This window comes from Streptomyces rhizosphaerihabitans (genome assembly GCF_025399795.1).
Classification (GTDB): domain Bacteria; phylum Actinomycetota; class Actinomycetes; order Streptomycetales; family Streptomycetaceae; genus Streptomyces; species Streptomyces rhizosphaerihabitans.
On sequence record NZ_JAODTZ010000024.1, the window covers coordinates 19,978 to 41,209 of the forward strand.

At 71.8% G+C, this 21,232-nt stretch carries 12 protein-coding genes and 1 pseudogene; 5 read left to right on the forward strand and 8 right to left on the reverse strand.

Going from position 1 to position 21,232, the window contains the following annotated elements:
- Positions 1-254 precede the first annotated feature (254 nt).
- The 3 genes from N4G66_RS23480 (at position 255) to N4G66_RS23490 (ending at position 4,891) form a co-directional block, all read left to right on the forward strand.
- Positions 255-2,474: an NADP-dependent isocitrate dehydrogenase gene (locus N4G66_RS23480; RefSeq protein ID WP_261706144.1), complete on the forward strand. Its 2,220-nt coding sequence runs from the start codon at positions 255-257 to the stop codon at positions 2,472-2,474.
- Positions 2,475-2,654: 180 nt separating this feature from the next.
- The gene (locus tag N4G66_RS23485; protein ID WP_261706145.1) at positions 2,655-3,713 is read left to right on the forward strand and encodes a right-handed parallel beta-helix repeat-containing protein; all 1,059 of its coding nucleotides are present in this window, start codon (positions 2,655-2,657) and stop codon (positions 3,711-3,713) included.
- A gap of 149 nt (positions 3,714-3,862) precedes the next feature.
- On the forward strand, positions 3,863-4,891 hold the full coding sequence (locus N4G66_RS23490) for an acetylserotonin O-methyltransferase (RefSeq protein WP_261706146.1): 1,029 nt from the start codon (positions 3,863-3,865) through the stop codon (positions 4,889-4,891).
- An 85-nt stretch (positions 4,892-4,976) separates the two neighbouring features.
- Here N4G66_RS23490 and N4G66_RS23495 read toward each other — a convergent pair whose 3' ends face one another.
- The 7 genes from N4G66_RS23495 to N4G66_RS23525 form a co-directional block, all read right to left on the reverse strand.
- On the reverse strand, positions 4,977-5,309 hold the full coding sequence (locus tag N4G66_RS23495) for a TcmI family type II polyketide cyclase (RefSeq protein WP_261706147.1): 333 nt from the start codon (positions 5,307-5,309) through the stop codon (positions 4,977-4,979).
- 30 nt (positions 5,310-5,339) lie between these two features.
- On the reverse strand, positions 5,340-5,819 hold the full coding sequence (locus N4G66_RS23500; protein ID WP_261706148.1) for an SRPBCC family protein: 480 nt from the start codon (positions 5,817-5,819) through the stop codon (positions 5,340-5,342).
- A 1-nt stretch (position 5,820) separates the two neighbouring features.
- Positions 5,821-6,081, reverse strand: coding sequence for an acyl carrier protein (locus N4G66_RS23505; RefSeq protein ID WP_261706149.1), 261 nt, complete (start codon positions 6,079-6,081; stop codon positions 5,821-5,823).
- A gap of 29 nt (positions 6,082-6,110) precedes the next feature.
- Entirely contained in the window at positions 6,111-7,358 is a 1,248-nt protein-coding gene (locus N4G66_RS23510) for a ketosynthase chain-length factor (RefSeq protein ID WP_261706150.1), read from the reverse strand.
- Positions 7,355-8,623 carry a beta-ketoacyl-[acyl-carrier-protein] synthase family protein gene (locus tag N4G66_RS23515; RefSeq protein ID WP_261706151.1) on the reverse strand — a complete coding sequence of 423 codons (1,269 nt, stop codon included), beginning with the start codon at positions 8,621-8,623 and terminating at the stop codon, positions 7,355-7,357. The genes N4G66_RS23510 and N4G66_RS23515 overlap by 4 nt, the downstream gene beginning before the upstream one ends.
- Positions 8,620-9,099: a cupin domain-containing protein gene (locus tag N4G66_RS23520; RefSeq protein WP_261706152.1), complete on the reverse strand. Its 480-nt coding sequence runs from the start codon at positions 9,097-9,099 to the stop codon at positions 8,620-8,622. Before N4G66_RS23520 ends, N4G66_RS23515 begins: the two co-directional genes overlap by 4 nt.
- 68 nt (positions 9,100-9,167) lie before the next feature.
- A complete protein-coding gene (locus N4G66_RS23525; RefSeq protein ID WP_261706153.1) occupies positions 9,168-10,292 on the reverse strand; it encodes a SchA/CurD-like domain-containing protein in 1,125 nt (374 codons plus the stop codon).
- Positions 10,293-10,535: 243 nt separating this feature from the next.
- Here N4G66_RS23525 and N4G66_RS23530 point away from each other — a divergent pair, with 243 nt between their 5' ends.
- Positions 10,536-12,212, forward strand: coding sequence for an FAD-dependent oxidoreductase (locus N4G66_RS23530; protein ID WP_261706154.1), 1,677 nt, complete (start codon positions 10,536-10,538; stop codon positions 12,210-12,212).
- 450 nt (positions 12,213-12,662) lie between these two features.
- Here the strand turns inward: N4G66_RS23530 and N4G66_RS23535 are convergent.
- Positions 12,663-13,064 (reverse strand): annotated as a pseudogene (locus N4G66_RS23535) (transposase); the annotation flags it as partial.
- Positions 13,065-13,889: 825 nt separating this feature from the next.
- Here N4G66_RS23535 and N4G66_RS23540 point away from each other — a divergent pair.
- Entirely contained in the window at positions 13,890-21,146 is a 7,257-nt protein-coding gene (locus tag N4G66_RS23540; RefSeq protein WP_261706155.1) for a type I polyketide synthase, read from the forward strand.
- The last annotated feature ends 86 nt before the right edge of the window (positions 21,147-21,232 follow it).

Genomic DNA, 21,232 nt, shown 5'->3' on the forward strand with positions numbered 1-21,232 from the left:
GATCACCTGGAATACGCACGGGCGGGGCACGCGGTTGCCTCGATTCGGCGATCCCGCGTTCACTCCGGCCCGCGTTTTCACTTCCGCCCGGCCCGGCGCCCTGCGGGCGGTGTCCGCTCGGGCCCGCCCCGCCCGACGCGGAAGGCGGTTTGCCGCGCCCCCGGCCCGACCCGGGACGGACCGCTGTCGAGCCGGGGCCGCTCACGAGATATCTTGATGTCGAGCAATGTTGCAGACGTGGAGCGGAGCACCCGGTGACTGACTCGACCATCATTTACACGCACACTGACGAGGCCCCGGCCCTGGCGACGTATTCGTTCCTGCCGGTGGTCCAGGCGTACGCCTCGCAGGCGGGTGTCACTGTGGAGACCCGTGACATCTCGCTGGCCGGGCGCATCATCGCCCTCTTCCCGGAGTTCCTCCAGGAGGACCAGCGCATCGCGGACGCCCTGTCCGAGCTCGGAGAGCTGGCCAAGACGCCCGGCGCGAACATCATCAAGCTGCCGAACGTCTCGGCCTCGATCCCCCAGCTGAAGGCGGCGGTCGCCGAGCTGCAGGCGCAGGGCTACGCGCTGCCGGACTACCCGGACGACCCGAAGTCGGACGAGGAGCGCGACATCCGCGCCCGTTACGACAAGGTCAAGGGCAGCGCCGTGAACCCGGTGCTGCGCGAGGGCAACTCCGACCGCCGCGCCCCCGCGTCGGTCAAGAACTACGCCAAGACCCACCCGCACCGCATGGGCAAGTGGACGTCCGACTCGAAGACGAACGTCGCCACCATGGGCGTCGACGACTTCCGGTCCACCGAGAAGTCCGCGGTGATCTCCGAGGCCGGCGCGCTGCGGATCGAGCTGGTCGGCGACGACGGCTCCACCACCGTGCTGCGCGAGTCCGTACCCGTCCTCGCGGACGAGGTCGTGGACGCGTCCGTCCTGCACGTCGCTCCGCTGCGCGAGTTCCTCACCGAGCAGATCGCCCGTGCCAAGGCCGAGGACGTGCTGTTCTCGGTGCACCTCAAGGCCACGATGATGAAGGTCTCCGACCCGATCGTCTTCGGTCACGTGGTGCGCGCCTTCTTCCCGAAGACGTTCGCGGCGCACGGCGCGACGCTCGCCGCCGCCGGTCTGACCCCGAACGACGGTCTCGGCGGCATCTACAAGGGCCTGGAGGCCCTGCCCGAGGGTGCCGAGATCAAGGCGTCCTTCGACGCCGAGCTCGCCGAGGGCCCGGCCCTCGCGATGGTCGACTCCGACAAGGGCATCACCAACCTGCACGTGCCGTCCGACGTCATCGTCGACGCCTCGATGCCGGCCATGATCCGCACCTCCGGCCACATGTGGGGCCCGGACGGCCAGGAGGCCGACACCCTCGCGGTCCTGCCGGACAGCAGCTACTCCGGCGTGTACCAGGTCGTCCTCGACGACTGCCGCGCCAACGGCGCCTTCGACCCGTCGACGATGGGCACCGTCCCGAACGTCGGTCTGATGGCGCAGAAGGCCGAGGAGTACGGCAGCCACGACAAGACCTTCGAGATCGCGACCACCGGCACGGTCCGCCTGGTCGACCAGGCCGGCAACGTCGTCCTGGAGCAGTCCGTCTCCGCCGGCGACATCTTCCGCGCCTGCCAGACCAAGGACGCGCCGATCCGGGACTGGGTGAAGCTGGCCGTCACCCGCGCCCGCGCCACCGGCGAGCCGACCGTGTTCTGGCTGGACGAGGAGCGCGCGCACGACGCCGTGCTCATCGAGAAGATCAAGCGGTACCTGCCGGAGCACGACACCGAGGGCCTGGACATCCGCGTCCTGTCCCCGGTCGAGGCGACCAAGCTGTCCGTGGAGCGCATCCGCCGCGGCGAGAACACCATCTCGGTCACCGGCAACGTGCTGCGCGACTACCTGACCGACCTGTTCCCGATCCTGGAGCTGGGCACCAGCGCCAAGATGCTGTCGATCGTCCCGCTGATGGCGGGCGGCGGCCTCTTCGAGACCGGCGCCGGCGGCTCCGCCCCGAAGCACGTGCAGCAGCTGGTCAAGGAGAACTACCTGCGCTGGGACAGCCTCGGTGAGTTCCTCGCGCTGGCCTCCAGCTTCGAGCACCTCGCGACCACCACGGGCAACGCGCGTGCCCAGGTGCTCGCCGACACCCTCGACCGCGCGACGGCGACCTTCCTCAACGAGGACAAGTCGCCGACCCGTCGCGTCGGCGGCATCGACAACCGCGGCAGCCACTTCTTCCTGTCCCTGTACTGGGCCAACGAGCTGGCGCGGCAGACCGACGACGCGGACCTCGCCAAGGCGTTCGCCCAGCTCGCCGAGACGCTCACCGCGCAGGAGCGGACGATCGTCGACGAGCTGAACGCGGTCCAGGGCGACCCGGCCGACATCGGCGGCTACTACCAGCCCGACCCGGCCAAGGCCGCGACGGTCATGCGTCCGTCCGCCACCTGGAACGAGGCGCTGGCGATCCTCGCCTGACCCACGCATCACCCACGCACCACCCCCGCGGACACAGTTCTCCGCGCACGCCGCCCCGGCCGGATCCTCCGGCCGGGGCGGCGTCGTCGTGAGGGCCTCCCGGCGCGTCACGGTGACAGCTGCGGCCCACCTGGGGGATCACCGGTGGCGGGCCGGAACACCCGTTCATAACTTCGGCCTATGACCAAACAACAGATGGCCTACCTCGCGTGCACCGCGGTGGTCGTGGCCTCGGGCGTGGGCGCAGCCCTGCCGACCGACCACCCGTCAGTGCACCTGGTACGCCCGGGTGAATCCATCCAGAAGGCCGTGAACTCGGCGCGGGCGGGCGACACCGTGGTCGTCGCCCCCGGCACTTATCACGAGAGCGTCACCATCACGGTGGCGAACCTGACCCTGCGGGGCGCGAGCGCCCGTGCCACCGTCATCGTGCCGGGTACGGCCACCACCGACGCGTGCGCCAAGGCGGGCAACGGCATTTGTGTGACCGGGACGGACAAGAGTCCCGTCCGCGGCGTCACCGTCGCCTCACTGACCCTCAGGGGCTTCTCCAAACAGGGTCTGTGGGCGTCGGGGACCGACGGGCTGACGGTCCGCGGGGTGACCGCAGAGAAGAACGGCCAGTGGGGCCTCGCCGAGGAGCGGTCCGTTCGCACGAAGTTCGTCCGCAACGTCGCGAAGGACAACGGCGACGCCGGTGTGTTCCTTTCCAACACGGTCGCCACCGAGGAGGGAGCCCGCGACACCCAGGGAACGGTGGTCGCCCACAACCAATTGAGCGGCAACCGGATCGGCATCACGGTGCGGCGGCTGCGGAACCTGACCGTCGCCCGCAACGAGGCCACCGGCAACTGCACCGCGGTGTTCATCGTGGGTGACGAGAACAAGCCCCGGGTCGGGGACCTGTCCGTGCGCCGGAACTACATCCACGCCAACAACAAGTCCTGCCCCAAGACCGCCCGCCTGCCTGCCCTCCAGGGCTCGGGGATCGTCCTCACCGGTGCGGAGGACGTGCGCGTGACGCACAACAGGGTCGAGGACAACGTGGGCACGTCCCCGCTGTCGGGCGGCATCGTGCTGTTCAAGAGCTTCGTGGGCGCGCTCAGCGAGCGCAACGTGGTGCGCGACAACGTGGTCCTGCGCAACGGCCCGTCCGATCTCGCCAACCGCGACACCGGCAAGGGCAACACGTTCCCGGGCAACACCTGCAAGGTCTCCGAGCCCGCCGGCATGTGCTGAGGTCCCGGCCCGCCCACAGACCCGGGTCCGCGCCCCCGTACAACCCGGTCCTCCCCCCGTACAGCGCGGTCCTCTCCCGTACAGCCCGGTCCGTCCCCCATTCGGACCGGTCCGGGCTGTACGGCACGACTTCAGAAACGAGGCATTGAATGACGACTGTCGATCAGAGTCCCCCGCCGTCCATGCGGCTGAGGGAACTCGTCTTCGGGGCGGCCTGCGCCGCCGCCGTGAGGGCCGCGGCCCGCCTGGGTGTGGCGGACGCCCTGGACGACACGCCCATGAGCGCCGACGACCTGGCGGCGGCGGTGAAGACCCAGCCGAAGACCCTGCGCCGGCTGCTGCGCGCCCTGTCCAGCCAGGGTGTCTTCGTGGAGCGCCCCGACGGCACGTTCGCGCACACGGAGATGTCCCGGCTGCTGCGCGAGGACGACCCGCACAGCCTGCGGTACATCGCCCTGTGGTGCACCGAGCCCTGGACGTGGAACGTCTGGCCGAAGCTCGACGAGGCGGTCCGCTCCGGCCGCAACGTCTTCGAGGACGTGTACGACAAGGAGTTCTTCGAGTACCTCAACGAAGACGCCCCCGAGTCCGCGCACGTCTTCAACCGGGCCATGACGACGTCCAGTTCGCAGTCGGCGCGGGACGTCGCGGACCTGCTCGACCTGCGGGGCGTGAAGACGGTCGCCGACATCGGTGGCGGTCAGGGACAGGTCGTGGCCAGTCTTCTGGAGAAGCACCCCGGCATGCACGGCACGCTGCTCGACCTGCCGGGCGTGGTGGAGAACGCCGATCCGCGGCTGCGGAGCGGCGGGGCGCTGGCCGACCGGGTACGGATCGTGGCCGGGGACTGCCGTGAGGACATCCCGGTCCAGGCGGACGTGTACATCATCAAGAACATCCTGGAGTGGGACGACGAGAGCACCCGCAGGGCGCTCGCGAACGTCCGCAAGGCCGCACGGCCCGGTGCCCGGGTCGTCGTCATCGAGAACCTCGTGGACGACACCCCGTCGATGAGGTTCACGACGGCCATGGACCTGCTGCTGCTCCTCAACGTCGGCGGTGCCAAGCACACCCGGCAGAGCATGGTCGACCGGCTCACGGCCGCGGGCCTGGTCATCGGCGAGATCCGCTCGGTGAACGCCTATCTGCACGCCTTCGAGTGCACCGTCCCCGGCTGATCGGGAGGCGTCCGGACACAACCCGAGGCCGCCGGCTCCGCGACGAAGCGGAGCCGGCGGCCTCGGGTTGTGTCCGGACGGCCGCTCAGCCGGCGGCGTCCCGCTCCCAGCGGTAGAAGCAGTGCGCCATGGCGTCCTTGGGGCTCCGCCATGTCTGCGGGTCGTACGCGCTGACGTACGCCGACAGTTCCTCGCTGACGCTCCGGAACTCGGGGTGTCCGGCGATCTTCGCGATGGCCGGTGCCGGGTCCCGCTCGGATTCGATGAGGTGCAGATACACGTCACCGAACTGGAAGAGACTGCGCCGGTCGACCCCGATGAGGTGCGGGAGTTCACCCCGGTCGGAGGCGGCGAACACGTCGGAGATCGCCGGCGCCGAGTCGGGCGCCATGCGGGCGACGATCAGGGCGTGGTGCATCGGATGTCCTTCCTGTGCCGGTGGCGGTGGTCAGCGGGGCATGGCGGCGGGGCTGCGGCGTTCCCGGGCGGCCTGCTCGATCCGGTCGCGGATGAGGGCCATCTGCGTGACGGAGTTGCGGTTGATGTTGTCCGTCATCCAGGCGTCGTCGACCGGGGCGTCGGGCTTCATCGCGAAGTCCTGCACCCAGCGCATGTGGGTGCCGACCGGTGTCTCCTCGTACTCCCACCGGATGTTCATGTGCGCGAACGGTCCCGTCTCGACACGGCGCGCCCGGACGGTCCGCCCCGCCCGGTCGACGGTTCTCTGGGAGACCCAGCTCCACACCTTGCCGTTCTCGTCCGGGTGCATGGTGAGGCGGAAGGTCGTCGTGTCGCCGTCCCGGGAGAGGACTTCGAGGGACTCGTACTCGCTGAAGAGCCGCGGCCAGTTCTCGATGTCGTTGGTGATGTCCCACACGAGGTCGAGCGGGGCGTCGATGACGATGCTGTTCTCGGTGTGTCCAGCCACTTCAGGCTCCAGCCTTGAGGGTGTCGTTGACGAGATCGAGGAACTCACGGGGCGTCTTGCAGCGCTCCGCGTCGGGCGGCAGTGGCCGGCTGTACCGGTTCTCCAGTTCGCCGACGATGCCGAGCAGGGCGAGCGAGTCGAGTCCGAGGGTGCCGAACGGCGCGTCCAGGGACTGGGCGAGTTCCTTGGGGTCGACGGTTATCCCGGCCGCCTTCTTCATCAGCGCGGCCAGTTCGTCGACGGTGACTTCGGTGGTGATCATGCGGGTGTTCTCCTCACGTGCGGCCCGGACTACCGGGCGAGGTCGCCGCCGCGGCGCACGACCAGGGCCGCGTTGGAACCCATGAGCCCCCTGCTGAGGATCAGGGCCGTGCGCAGTTCGGCGGGGCGGGCGTTCGACGTCACGACATCGAGGTCGTGGCAGATGTCGAACACGTTGGGGGTGGGGGGGATCTGGCCGTGCTCCATCGCGAGCACCGCGGCCGCGGTGTCCAGCAGGGGTGCCCCGCAGTAGGCCCGTCCGATTCCCGTCTTGGGTGCCGTGACGGGTACCCGGGTTCCGTGCGCCCCGAGGGCGTCGGCGATGGCCAGGGCCTCGGCGCGGTCCGCCGCCGGGACGCCCAGGGCGTCGGCGAAGACGACGTCGATCTCCTCCGGGGCGCAGTCCGCCTCGGCGAGGGCGCCCCGGATCGCGTGCGCGAGCCCCTCCCGGGACCGCTCCCACTGCGAGGCGCCGGTGAAGGTGGCCGCGTGTCCGGCCACGACGGCCCGGACGGCCGCGCCCCGGTCGCGCGCACGCCGCTCGTCCTCGACGACGAGCATGGCGCCGCCTTCCGCGGGTACGAAGCCGCAGGCTCCCTTGGTGAAGGGGCGGTAGGCGCGGTCGGGGTCCTCGACGGTACTGAGCTCGGGGTAGGCGAGCTGGCAGACCATCGAGTACGGGGCCAGGGGCGCCTCCGCGGCGCCGACGACCATCGCGGCGGTGCCGCGCCGTACACCTCTGGCGGCGTGCGCGATGGCGTCCAGTCCCCCGGCCTCGTCGCTCGCGACGACTCCGCACGGCCCCTTGAAGCCGCCGCGGATGGAGATCTGGCCGGTGCTGGCGGCGTAGAACCAGGCGATGGACTGGTACGGGCCGACGAACCGGGAACCCTGGCCCCACAGTTTCTGCAGTTCCCGCTGGCCGAACTCGCCGCCGCCCGATCCGGCGGCGGTGACCACGCCGATGTCGTACGCCTCCTCGGGGTCGACCGCTCCGAGGCCCGCGTCGTCGAGGGCGAGAACGGTCGCGGCCATCGCGAAATGACTGAACCGGTCGGTCTGGACGAGGAACCGCTCCTCGATGAGGTCCGCGGCGTCGAAGGCCCGGACCTCACCGGCGACGCGCAGCGGCAGGTGCTCGCAGCCCTCGCGGGTGATCCGGTCCAGAACGCCGAGGCCTTCCCTGACGGATTTCCAGTAGGCGTCGGCGCGCAATCCGTTGGGCGCGATCACACCGATACCGGTGACTACCGCGCGCCGGGGGCGCTGAGTGCTCATCGTGTCCTCCCACCCGGCCCGGTCAGGAGCACCGCGGACTGGAATCCGCCGAACCCGCTGCCCACGGAGAGCACATTCCTGAGCTTCCGGGGGCGTGCGGTGCGCGGCACGTAGTCCAGGTCGCATTCGGGGTCGGGGGTTTCGTAGTTCGCCGTGGGGGGCACCGCCTGGTGCTTCAGGGCGAGGACGCAGGCGACGACCTCTATCGCGCCGATCGCGCCCAGCGAGTGGCCCACCATGGATTTGATGGAGCTCATGGGCGTCTTGTAGGCGTGCTCGCCCAGGGACTGCTTGACCGCGGCGGTCTCGTGCCGGTCGTTCTGCCGGGTGCCCGAGCCGTGCGCGTTGACGTAGTCGATCAGTGTGGGGTCGAGCCGGGCCTGGTCGAGCGTGCCGTCGATGGCCCGGGACATCTCCAGGCCCTCGCTGGTCAGACCGGTCATGTGATAGGCGTTGCCGTAGGTGGCGTAGCCGCCGATCTCGCAGTAGATGTGCGCGCCGCGGGCCCGGGCGTGCTCGTACTCCTCCAGGACCAGCACGGCCGCGCCCTCGCCCATGACGAAGCCGTTGCGGTTGGCGTCGAAGGGCCGGGAGGCGTGCTCGGGATCGTCGTTGTTGGGCGACGTGGCCTTGATGGCGTCGAAGCAGGCCATCGTGATCGGGGATATCGGCGAGTCGGACGCCCCGGTGATGCAGACGTCGGCCCGGCCCTCCTCGATGGTGTGGAAGGCGTATCCGACCGCGTCGAGTCCGGAGGTGCAGCCGGTGGAGACGGTCTGCACCGGTCCCTGCGCCCCGAACTGCGCGGCGACGACCGAGGCGAGCGTGCTGGGCGAGAACGCCAGGTGCAGCTGCGGATCGGCCGTGCGGTGGTCCACGTCCCACCGCCTGCCGCCTTCGCTGACCAGGACGTAGTCGTGCTCCAGGCGGGTGGTGCCGCCGACGGCGCTGCCCAGGCAGACTCCGACGCGCCAGGGGTTCTCCTGACCGACGTCGAATCCTGAGTCACGGACGGCTTCCCCGGCGGCGACCACCGCGAACTGTATGTAGCGGTCGGCGTGGCGGCTCAGTTCCGGGTCGAGTCCGTGCTCGAGCGGGTCGAAGTCGCATTCGGCGGCTATGCGCGAGCGCAGGCCCTCCGGATCGAACAGCGTGATGCCACGGGTCGCGGTGCGGCCTGCCGCGAGGAGGTCCCAGAACGCCTTCGCCCCGGTTCCGCCCGGAGCGACCACACCGATACCGGTGACGGCCACCCGCCGGGTCACTGTATGGCCCCACTTCGCTCGGACTGCTGTCCGTGGTCCGGCGCGGTCAGGTCCGGGCCCCCGATGACGACCTCTTGGCCGGGCGCGGCGTCGGTGTCTTCCGTGTCGACGTGGCCGAGGCTCGGACGCGGGGCGAGCGGGCCCAGGTGGAAGACCATGCGGGCCTCCTCGTCGCCGACGTTGCGGAAGCGGTGCCGCATGTCGATCGGGATCAACAGGCCCTGGTCGGGCCGGAGCGCGAACGCCTCACCGTCCAGGTCCACTTCGAGGGCACCGCTGACCACGTACACGAACTCCTCGGAGTACGGGTGGTAGTGCTCTCCGATGCGCTCTCCGGGCTGGATGATGGCCAGGCCCATGAAGCCGCTGGTGGACCCCGCCGTGGCGGGCGTGAGCAGGGCCCGGATGTCTCCTCCGCGCCTGCGGTTGGGTTCCGTCTCGCTCAGGTCCACGATGCGTGGATGGTGCTTGATCATGCTTGATACCTCCGGGTGTGGCGAGGACGTCGGGTGGGACGTCCGGGGACGCGGGCTGCGGCGGTCCGTCAGGAGCCCGCCGAGCTTCGGTCGGTGATCGGCAGCATGTCGGCGTGCGACAGGAGGCGGTTGATGTTGCGTTCCGTCCCCAGGGAGCCTTCGACGCCGATCGCGGCACCGTCGAGGAGGCGCTCCAGCTCCGCGGCCTTCTTGGCGCCCTTGAGGCCGAGGGAGGCGACGGGGTCGACGTCGAGCTCGCCGACGATGTCGATGAGCCGCACCACGATGTCGTCGCGCTGGAACACGGTGCTGCTGTACACCGGGCTGTCCTTGTCGGCGGCCGCGGCCTGGTCCTGGTGGGCGAGCAGCCGGGCCAGTTCCATTCCGCAGCCTTGCCGGGCCGGGTAGTACAGCGCGTGCCGGCGCAGCTTCGCGGGTTCCTTGCGGCCGGAGACCACGTGGTGCACCGCCGGGAGCGCCGCACGGGTGAAGAAGACCCGCGCCGAGTCGGCGTCGCTCAGGTCCCGGTCCTGCTCCAGATAGGGGTTGATGGCCTCCTCGACCGCCCTCACCTCCGGCTGGCGCGATACGTGGCGCAGTGCCGCGAGGAGGTCGCCCTCCACCTCCACGGCCCGCACGACGCGGTTGCCGTGCATGAACAGCGAGGTGCGGCGCAGCCGGGTCTTGTCGTCGACCTGGGCCTGCGGCGACTGGTACCCGGCCAGGATCTCCGCGACCTTCGACTCGGATCCGGGTTTGACGGTGAAGGTGAGGGCGTGGCGCGCCACACCGTCGCCGACGCGGGCCTCGACCTGCCGGGCCGTCCTGGCCGACTCCGGGGTGAGCGGCTCGGTGGGGCTGGTCTCGCGGAGGATGCTGTAGCGCATCGACCGGGTGTCCCGGACGCAGCTGTGCATCGGCCTGACGGTTTCGACGTGCTCCTCGCTGTTCACCCAGGCGAGGAAGGGCGGGGCGCTCTCCCACTCGCTGGTGATGAGCCACTGCGAGGGGTTCTCGATCGACTGGCAGAGCTGGTCACTGAGGTGACCGGGGACCGAGGCGACCTGGTTGCGCATGAGTTCGTACGCGTCGAGGAACTGCTGCTGAGCGCCTTCGTACAGGTCGAGCAGCAGGATCACCCGAAGCCTTGAGCCGTCGAACGCCGACTGCGAGATACGTCCCGAGACTGTCATTGCGGCACACCTCTCCTCTTCGTCACGGAAGTCGGGAACGACCGCGGTGTCCGAAACGCCGGGGCCGCCATGAACTGATCGTTGACGCGAGGCGGGAACTCCGCGAGTCCCACGGGTCGGACGAGTGAACCGCGCGCCATCCGGGTGCCCCTGCCGTGCGAACCGGTCCGCAAAGGGCATGGAATCTCCATCCCCATTCCTCACTCACGCCGCCGGCGTCGCCGGCGACGCTGGAGGCAGTCAATGAACCGATTCGAAGACGCCGGAGACATCGGTCACCACACGCCCGTCCTGATCGTCGGCGGCTCTCTGGTGGGCCTGTCCACCTCGCTGTTCCTGGGACGCCTCGGAGTGCCGCACATCCTGGTCGAGCGCCACGCGGGTACCTCGATCCACCCGCGCGGACGTGGCAACAATGTGCGCACCATGGAGATCTTCCGGGTCGCCGGGGTGCAGCGGCGCATCGAGGAGGCCGCCTCGGTCCTCGCGGACAACCACGGCATCCTCCAGACGCCGACCCTGGTGGGCGACGCCGGGGAGTGGCTGTTCAAGGAGATCGACCCCGGCGGCGGCCTGGCCCGCTTCAGCCCGGGCGCGTGGTGCCTGTGCAGCCAGAACGACCTCGAGCCGGTGCTGCTGGAGAGCGCCCGGGAGCTGGGTGCGGACCTGCGGTTCTCCACGGAGCTGATGTCGTTCGAGCAGGACTCCGAAGGAGTGACGGCGAAGGTCAAGAGCCGGGAGACCGGCGAGCACACCACGATCCGCGCGGACTACCTCGTCGCGGCGGACGGTCCGCGCAGCCCCGTCCGCGACACGCTCCGCATCGGGCGGACGGGTCCGGGCGACCTGTTCCACAACGTGAGCCTCACGTTCACCTCCCGCGGCCTCGCGGACGTCGTCGGTGACCGGAGGTTCATCGTCTGCTATCTGACCGATCCGGAGGCCGACGGGGCTCTGCTGCCCGTGGACAACAAGGAGCACTGGGTCTTCCACGCGCCCTGGCACCCCGAACACGGGGAAACCCTGGAGGAGTTCACCGACGAGCGCTGCGTGGAGCACATCCGGCGGGCCATCGGTGTGCCGGATCTCGATGTGGAGATCACCGGCCGGGCGGCGTGGCACGCGGCCGAGCGGGTCGCCGAACGGTACGCGCAGGGACGGGTGTTCCTGGCCGGCGACTCGGCCCACGAGATGTCCCCCACGGGGGCGTTCGGCTCCAACACCGGTATCCAGGACGCGCACAACCTCGCCTGGAAGCTGTCCGCGGTGCTGGGCGGCTGGGCCGGCCCGGGCCTGCTGAAGTCGTACGACGCCGAGCGCCGACCGGTGGCGGAGGCGACGAGCGCACGCGCCTCGTCGCGTTCGGTCGAGCACAGCCACCCGGGGTACACCCCGGAGCCCGGAGCCGGTGGCCGGGGCGGGCAGGGAGGCCCCGGCGGCAGGAAGGGCGGGATCCTCAACGTGGCGCTCGCCTACCGCTACCCGAGGGGCGCGGTCCTCGGCGCCGATCCGGCCGCTCCGGTCGTGCCCGAGGGCGTGCGGCTGACGGGCGAACCGGGAAGCCGGGCGCCGCACCTGTGGCTGACCCGCGCCGGTGCCCGGATCTCCAGCCTCGATCTGTACGAGCGTTCCATGGTGCTGCTGAGCTCGGCGGACGGCGCCGGTGCGTGGCACGCGGCGGCGAAGGACACGGCCCGGCAGCTGTCCGTCCCGCTCGACTCGTACCGGATCGGCGGCGGACCCGAGGCGGACCTGGTCCCCGCGGGCGACACGGACTGGGCGGAGGTCCACGGTGTCTCCGCGGACGGTGCGGTGCTGGTCCGCCCCGACGGCTTCGTCGCCTGGCGGTCCGAGGGGTCGTCCAAGGACCCCCGGACGGCACTGCGGAAGGCCCTGGTCGCCCTCCTGGACCAGGCCTGACCTGCCATTTCCGGCCGGTCCCGGGACATCGCCCGGCCGCACGGCCGACCGCTGTCCCCGGAGGGACACATGAAACAGCCGGAGGCCGTATCGGAATTCCGATACGGCCTCCGGCCACGACTTCAACAGTCGGGACGACAGGATTTGAACCTGCGACCCCTTGACCCCCAGGAGTACGGGTTACCCCTTTTATCCATACATGCAACACGAAGTCGGAGTGCATGACGTGCGTTGATGTGCGCGCCGTTCAAGTGCGCGGACACCGTGCGGTCCCCAACTGGTCCCCACAGCGCAGGCGCCAAGGCGGCGACGTGGACGTCCCGGGGCCTCCGCCCGGCCGGAAGGCCGGCACATCAGGGAGCGTCGCGGCATGGGACCTTGCCGGCCTTGCGCATAAAAGAGCGTTTTGTCCCGGCAGGGTTGTTTGGTTCGAGGTTCAGGTGTCGCGCCGGCATCGATGCCCTGGCTGATCGCGGGGACGTTCGCGGAGGTCTTCACACTCTGCGCGTCCAGCACGCAGGCGGTTGGCTCGCCGTCGCGGCCTTCGGCTTCCCGGACCAGGCGACACAGAAGGCCGTTGAGTTGGTCGAAGACGCCTTCCTTCTGCCAGGCGGCGAAGTAGCCGTAGACCGTCTCCCACGGCGGGAAGTCGTGAGGCAGGTAACGCCAGGCAATGCCGGTGCGGTCGACGTAGGGGATGGCGTCCATGAGGCGGCGCAGGTCATGCTCAGGCGGGCGACCGATGTCGAGACCCTTGCCTCTGCGCTCGGCCCGCCTGGTGGTGAGCGTGGGCCCGATCAGTTCCCAGCGTGCATCGGAGAGGTCGCCGGGATACGGGCGATGTCGCGTCATGTTCCGGTAGTACCGTCGAGCAGGCCGCCTCCCCAGTGCGCAAACGAGGTCAACCGGGGGCGCGCTGGAATCAGACAGGAGCGAACGCAACGAAACGGGTCGCCGAACGACGACACGAATCCCTTGCCCGCGTCAGGCACGTCTGCCCCGAGAGCCCCATACCGACTCGGTCTGCGAATCGACGCCAAACAACCTCGGCGGAACAAAACGCTCCTTTAGGGCGAGGGGCTGCTTGTCGAGTTCCCTGGAGTCGATCAGGCGGGCGGCACAGCGCGTGAGCGGCGAGGCCCGCGGAAACACCCGGCAGCCGGTGCGCGCCGCCAGGCCGGGACCCCGCCGTACGCCCGACCTCCGCGCGTACGGCGTCCGCAAGAGGCCGTGCGACACCCGTACGACGCTCGCGAAACCCTGCACGCATCCTTCCCGGCCACTTCAAGATCGACACATGGAATTTCCTGTGTCCGCCGCCCGAAGGGAAAGTGCGCCCGGATTCGGACATGCCGCACCAGAGAAAGTTCCTCATTCACCTATTGGCGTTTCGATGATGTGCGAGGGGAGTGAACGAGACCCCACCATCAAGGAATTGATCCGAATCCCGGCACCTCTTCCGGCGTCCACGGTTGACCGAATCAATGCGCCCGCACACCGTCCCACTGGTTCAACATTGACCAGCCAGTAACAACAGGGCTACCTTTCAACGCGTTTCGAGCAGGCTCAATAGACCGATGTTCCCGGGTTTCCGCAGGTCCCGCTGGAATCCGACGCGCCGCCATCGTTGTCGTACCGCATCCCCCACCATGCAGTCTCAGCTTGATTCGGAGAATCATGACGTCTGCTGTGCGTTCCGAGGACATGATCATCGGCATCACCCCGTTCGGCGAACCCGACGCCCGGCTCGCCGCGGCGGTGTGCCGGGCCGGCGGGCTCGGCGTTCTCGACCTGGGCGACGGGGACCGAAGATCCCGTGACGCGCTGGAACGCCTGCACCGCCTGGCACCGGGCCCGTTCGGGGTGCGGATCGGCGCCCGCTGCCGGCTGGACCCCGCCGACCTCGTGCCGGGGACCGGTGACGCCGGTCGGCCGGACACGGTGGTCCTCGCGGTCGACGCGCCCTGGCAGGCCGGCCACCTGACCGCCGACCACCGTGTGCTGGTCGAGGTCACGGACCTCGACGGGGCGCGAGACGCGGTGCTCGCCGGGGCGTACGGGCTGATCGCCCGCGGCAGCGAATGCGGCGGCCGGGTCGGGGAGTTGAGCACCTTCGTCCTGCTCCAGCGGCTGCTCGCCGCGCCCGACGTGCCGCTCCCGGTCTGGGCCTGTGGCGGAATCGGCCCCCGGACGGCGGCGGCAGCGATGGCCGGCGGGGCGGCCGGGGTGGTGCTGGACAGCCAGCTCGCGCTGCTGGCCGAGTCCTCCCTGCCGGAGGCGGCCGCGGCGCAACTGCGGCCCCTGGACGGTTCGGAGACCACGGTGCTGGCGGGTCACCGGGTGCTGCTCCGGCGGGGCCCGGACGCGCCGCGCATCGCCGGGACCGACCCGGAGACGGTGGCGGCGGCACTGGGCGCACAGGATCCGCGTACCCAGTTGCTGCCGGTGGGTCAGGACGGCTTCCTCGCCGCCCGGTTCGCGCGGCGCTGGGGGGATGTGCGTCGGACGGTGCGCGCTCTGACGGACGCGGTGCGCGACGTCGTACGCGACGACACGGCCGCCGGAGCACTGGGCACGGGCTCCCCGATGAGCCGGGCACTCGGCACCCGGCTGCCCGTCGCGCAGGGACCGATGACCCGGGTCAGCGACCGCGCCGAGTTCGCGGCGGCGGTCGCCGAGGACGGCGCGCTGCCGTTTCTCGCGCTGGCGCTGGCGGACGGCGCGCGCACCCGGGCGATGCTGACCGAGACCCGGGCCGCCATGGCCGGGCGGCCCTGGGGCGTCGGCGTGCTCGGCTTCGCGCCGGAGGAGGTGCGTGCCGCCCAGTTGGAGGCGGTACGGGAGCTGCGGCCGACGCACGCCGTCATCGCGGGCGGGCGGCCTTCCCAGGCACAGGCGCTGGAGCGGGACGGGATCCGCACCTTCCTGCACGTGCCCTCGCCGGGGCTGTTACGGCAGTTCCTGGAGGCCGGGGCCCGCCGGTTCGTGTTCGAGGGTTCCGAGTGCGGCGGGCACGTCGGTCCGCGCGGCAGTTTCCCGCTCTGGGAGGCGCAACTCGCGGTCCTGGAGGACTTCCTGGACGACGCGGCCGACAAGAGCGGCAAGGGCGGCAAGGGCGGCAAGGGCGGCAAGGGCGGCAAGGGCGGCAACGAGGATGCGGGCGACGGGTACGGCGGGAACACGGCGGAGGCGCTGGAGGTGTTCTTCGCGGGCGGTGTCCACGACGAGCGCTCGGCGGCGATGGTCGCCGCGCTCGCGGCCCCGCTGACCTCGCACGGGGCCGCCGTCGGGGTCCTCATGGGCACCGCGTACCTGTTCACCGAGGAGGCGGTCGCGCGCGGCGCGATCCAGCCGCTCTTCCAGCGCCAGGTGCGGGCCGCCGAGCGGACCACGCTCCTGGAGACCGCCCCCGGCCACGCCACCCGCTGCCTGCCGAGCTCGTTCACCGAGGGGTACCGCGAGCACGAGGGTCGGCTGCGGTCCGCGGGCGTGGCCGACCGGCGGATCTGGGAGGAACTGGAGCAGCTCAACATCGGGCGGCTGCGCCTCGCGAGCAAGGGCGTGGAACGGGACGGCGGCGGGGCGCTCAGGCCGGTCGGCGAGGCGCGCCAGCTCACCGACGGCATGTTCATGGCCGGGGAGGTGGCCGTGCTGCGCTCGGCCACCACCACCGTCGCGGCGCTGCACGAGTCGGTGACCTCCGGGGCCGCCGGCTTCCTCACGCGGCGGGCGGTGGGGCTGCGCGACCGGCTGGGCGAGCGGCCGGGCGGGGCCGGGACCCGGGAACCTGTGGTGCCCCCTCCGTTGGACATCGCGGTCGTCGGGATGGCCTGTATGTTCCCGCAGGCGCCCGACCTTCCCGCCTTCTGGGCGAACGTCGTCGGCGGCCGGGACGCGGTCGGTGAGGTCCCGCCCGAGCGCTGGGACCCGGCCGTGCACTACGGGCGGGGCGACGACGGGGCCGCCCCCTCCGGCGGTGCCGTCCCCTCCAAGTGGGGCGGCTTCCTGCCCCGTATCCCCTTCGACCCGCTGCGCTACGGCATCCCGCCGACGTCGCTCGGCAGCATCGAGCCGGTCCAGTTATTGTCCCTGGAGGCCGCCCGGCGCGCCCTGGACGACGCCGGATACGGCGACGGGGGACGGGAGTTCGACCGTTCCCGGACCTCGGTGGTGTTCGGTGCGGAGGCGGGCAGCGACCTGTCCAACGCGGCCACGCTGCGCGCCGTGCTCCCGTCGTACCACGGGCGCGTCCCCGAGGGCCTCGACGGCCAGTTGCCCCGGCTGACCGAGGACTCCTTCCCCGGCATGCTCGCCAATGTGATCTCCGGCCGGATCGCCAACCGGCTGGACCTCGGCGGCGCCAACTTCACCGTCGACGCCGCCTGCGCCTCCTCCCTGGCCGCGGTGGACGTCGCGTGCAAGGAACTCGTCGGCGGCACCAGCGATGTGGTGCTGTGCGGTGGCGCCGACCTGCACAACGGCATCAACGACTACGTCCTGTTCTCCTCGGTGCACGCGCTCTCCCCCACCGGGCGCTCCCGCTCCTTCGACGGCTCGGCGGACGGCATCGCGCTCGGCGAGGGCGTCGCCTGCGTCGTCCTGAAGCGGCTCGCGGACGCCGAGCGGGACGGCGACCGGATCTACGGCGTGATCAAGGGCCTCGGCAGTTCCAGCGACGGCCGCTCCCTGGGCCTGACCGCGCCCCGCCCCGAGGGGCAGCGCTCGGCGCTGGAGCGGGCCTACCGCAACGCGGGGGTGTCACCGGCCGCCGTCGGTCTCGTCGAGGCGCACGGAACCGGGACCGTGGTCGGCGACCGGACCGAACTGACCGTCCTGGGCGAGGTGTTCGGCAAGGCCGGGGCCAAGCCGGGGAGCTGTGTGCTCGGTTCGGTCAAGTCGCAGATCGGGCACACCAAGTGTGCCGCCGGGCTGGCCGGGTTGATCAAGGCGACCCTGGCGCTGTACACCGGCGTCCGGCCGCCCACCTTGCATCTGGAGCACCCCAACGCCGCCTGGGACGAGGAGAGCAGCCCGTTCGCCTTCCACGCCCGGGCCCGGCCCTGGGCGGCTCCTGCCCCGCAACGGCTCGCCGGTGTCAGCGCGTTCGGCTTCGGCGGCACCAACTTCCATGTGGTGCTCGGCGCGTACGCGGACGGCGCGGCACCGGCGCAGGCGCTGGACGAATGGCCCGCCGAACTGTTCGTGTTCCGGGGCCGGGACACGGCGGCGGCACACCGGGCCGTCGAGGAGTTACTCGGGGCCGCCGAGGCCGACGGTCGGCCGTGGCGGCTGCGCGACCTGGCGCTGAGCGCGGCCCGCCGGGCCGATGTCTGTCCGGATCCGGCGCGGGTGGCGGTCGTGGCCGCGCATGTGGACGAACTGACCGGGCGGCTGCGGCAGGCGCTGGCCGGGGAGCACGATCCGGCGCACGGCGTCCATCTCGCCCAGGGCCCGGCCGAGGGCAAGGTCGCCTTCCTCTTTCCCGGTCAGGGCAGCCAGCGCCCCGGAATGCTCGCCGACCTGTTCGTCGCCTTCCCCGAGCTGCGCCACTACCTCGAACTCGGCGCCGACCACGCCGGCCGGCTGTACCCGCCCGCCGCCTTCGACGACGGCGCACGCGACCGGCAGCGGGCGGCGCTCACCGACACCCGGGCCGCACAGCCCGCGCTCGGCATCACCGGACTCGCCGCCCACGCCCTGCTCACCACGGCCGGGGTGCGGCCCGACATGGCCGCCGGGCACAGTTACGGCGAACTGGTCGCCCTGAGCGCGGCGGGCGCCCTGAGCCCCGAGACGCTGCTCGCGCTCAGCTCCGAACGGGCGGCGGCCATCCTCGCGGCCGCCGGGGCGGACCGCGGAGCGGACCCGGGGACCATGGCCGCGGTCACGGCCGGCGCGGCGGAGGTCGTGGGGGCCCTCCGAGCTGTGGAGGCCCCGGCCGCCGTGGTCGTCGCCAACCGCAACGCGCCCCGCCAGACGGTGATATCCGGCCCGTCCGACGACGTCACGGACGCCGTGCGTCTGCTCCGCGAGGCCGGGTACGACGCCCGGCGCATCCCCGTGGCCTGCGCCTTCCACAGCCCTCTGGTGGCCGGTGCGGGCGCCCGGTTCGCCGAGGCGCTCGCGGCCCGTCCGGTGCGCGCGCCGGAGTTCCCGGTGTGGGCCAACCGCACCGCGACGCCGTACGCCGCCGACCCGGACGCGGTACGAGCCGAGCTCGCCGCGCAGATCGGCGCCCCGGTCGGGTTCGTCGAGCAGATCGAGGCGATGTACGAGGCGGGCGCGCGGATCTTCGTCGAGGCCGGCCCCGGATCCGTGCTGACCGGGCTGGTCGGACAGATCCTCGGCGACCGGCCGCACCGGACGGCCGCCTGTGAGCCGCGCCCGGACAGCGGCCTGCGCGGCTGGCTGGACGCCCTGGCCCGACTGGCCGTCGCCGGGCTGCCGGTGCGCACCGGCTGGCTGCTGCGGGGCCGCGACGCCGTCGACGCGGTGCGCACGCCGGTGCCGAAGCGGCCCGGCTGGACGGTCGACGGACAGTTGGTACGCACCGCCGCCGGAGACCTCCTTCCCGGTGCGCTCGCACCGGCCCGACGAGTCGTGGAGACGACTGTGCCGACGAACCCCCCGCACGCGGTCCCGTCCGACCAGGACGGCCGCCACGGCAGCAACGGCAGCAACGGCATGTACTACCAGGACCGCCAAGACGCCCAGGACGCGCTGATCACCGAATTCCTGCGCACCAGCCGCGAGATGGTCGCCGCCCAGCGTGACGTGCTGATGACCTACCTCGGAGCGGTGGCCGGGGAACGGACGGCCGCGCCACCCGCGCCCGTCGCCCCGCCGTCACCGCGGGACGCGACGGCCGCCGCGCCCCAGGCGGAGCCGACGATGTCACCACTATTCCGGGCCACGGGGCCGTCGGCCGACCAGGCACCCGCCACCGGGTCGGCATCGGTTCGGGACGTCGACGTCCAGCAGGTGGTCCTGGAGATCATCAGCGAGCGGACCGGCTATCCCCTCGACATGATCGAGCCCGATCTCGACCTGGAGGCCGACCTCAGCATCGACTCCATCAAGCGGGCCGAGATAGCCGGTGAACTGGCCCGGCGCCTCGGCGCCGGGGACGGCGCCGACCTCACCGGTCTCGACGACGCCGAGTTGGAGGATCTCGCGAAGGCACGGACGGCCGCCGCGGTGACCGACTGGCTGACCGCGCGGCTCTCCGGCCCCGCCGAGCCGACCACGCTTCCCGCCGAGGACGCCGGGACGATCCCGGCGGCCGACACGGCCGAGGCCTCTGCGGCTACCGAGCCGGCTGAGGCGTTCGAGGTGTTCGAGGCATCGGAGGCGTCCGGGACGGTCGAGACCGTGCGCGCGGCGAACAGCGAAGCTGTGAACGGCCAAGCGGTGAACGGCGATGCGGTGAACGCCGCGACGGTGGGCGGCGAGGCGCCCAAGCGGTACCTGCTGCGGTCGGTGCCCCTCGGGCAGGAGGGCGGCGCCGCGGATCCGGCGGCCGTACTGTCCGGGACGCGGTGGGCCGTCCTCGGCGACGCCCCCGAGATCGGCGCCCGGCTCGCCTCGTACGGCGCCGACGTCGTCGTACGCGACCGGGAGCATCTGCTCACCCGGGAGGACGGCCGGATGGACGGGGTCCTTTACCTCGTCACGGGTGGCGCGCCGGTGCTTCCGGACGCGTTCCCCGTCCTGAAGGCCGCCCTCGCCCTGGGACCGCACCGGCTGCTGGCCCTGCGGGCCGTGGGCGGGGACACGCCGGACACGGCGGCCGCGGGGCTGCGCGGCTTCTTCCGCACCGTGGCACGCGAGTACCCGTCGACGGTCGCGCGGACGGTGGAGGTGGTGACCACGTCGGCCGTCGCGGACACGCTGACCGCCGCGGATGCACTGCTGCTCGCGGACGCGCTGGTCGACGAGCTGTGCGCGCCCGGCCTCGCCCCGGTCGTCCTGCGCCGGCCGGAGGGCCGGTTCGGCCTGGAGCTCGTCGAGTCACCGCTGGGGATCCTCGGCGGCACCGGCGCGGGCCCGGCCGGTGCCGGTGCGGCCGAAGCCGCCGCGCTCGGCCTGGACCGGGACGCGGTGGTCCTGCTGGCCGGCGGGGCACGCGGCATCACCGCGCAGTGCGCCGCGGCCATCGCCGCCGCCGGCCGGTGCCGGCTCGAACTGCTCGGCAGGACGCCCGCGCCGGACGGCCCGGAGGACCCGGACACGGCCGCCGCCCGCACCCCGGCCGAACTGCGCACGGCGCTCGCCGCCCGCGGCGGGACGAGACCGGCGGCGATCAACCAGGCCGCCGAACTCCTCCTCTCCCAGCGGGAGATCACCACGACGCTGACGGAGCTCAGGGCGCTCGGAAGCGAAGTCCGCTACCGCTGCGTCGACTTCCGGGAGCCGGAGGCGGTGCTCCAGGCGGTGAAGGACATCCACGCCGAGCACGGCCGCCTCGACGGTGTCGTCTACGCGGCCGGGGTGATCGAGGACCGGATCATCGCCGAGAAGACCCCCGAGTCCTTCCAGCGGGTCTACGGCACGAAGGCGACCGGCGCCGACGCCCTGCTCACCGCGCTGGAGGAACTGCCCGACGGACCGGCGTTCAGTGTGCTGTTCGGCAGCATCTCCGGCGTCCTCGGCAACCGGGGCCAGGCGGACTACGCGGCGGCCAACGACGCGCTCCAGACCCTCGGCTCGGCCTGGGCCGCCCGCACCGGGCACCGGGCACTGACCGTGCACTGGGGACCCTGGGCGCCCGCCGCCCGGCACGGCGGCATGGTCGGGCCGGAGCTGGCCCGCGCCTACGGCCGCCGGGGCATCGGCCTGATCGACCCCGAGGAAGGCACCGCGGCCCTGCTGCGTGAACTCGCCTGGGGCGACCCGTCGACCACGGCCGTCGTCTACACCGCTTCGGGCTGGTGAGGGGTTCGGTGACGGATCCCGCGGCGGGTCCGGTGACACACCGGGCGAAAGTCTCCGGGACGGGCCAGGAGCGGGATCGGACGGCG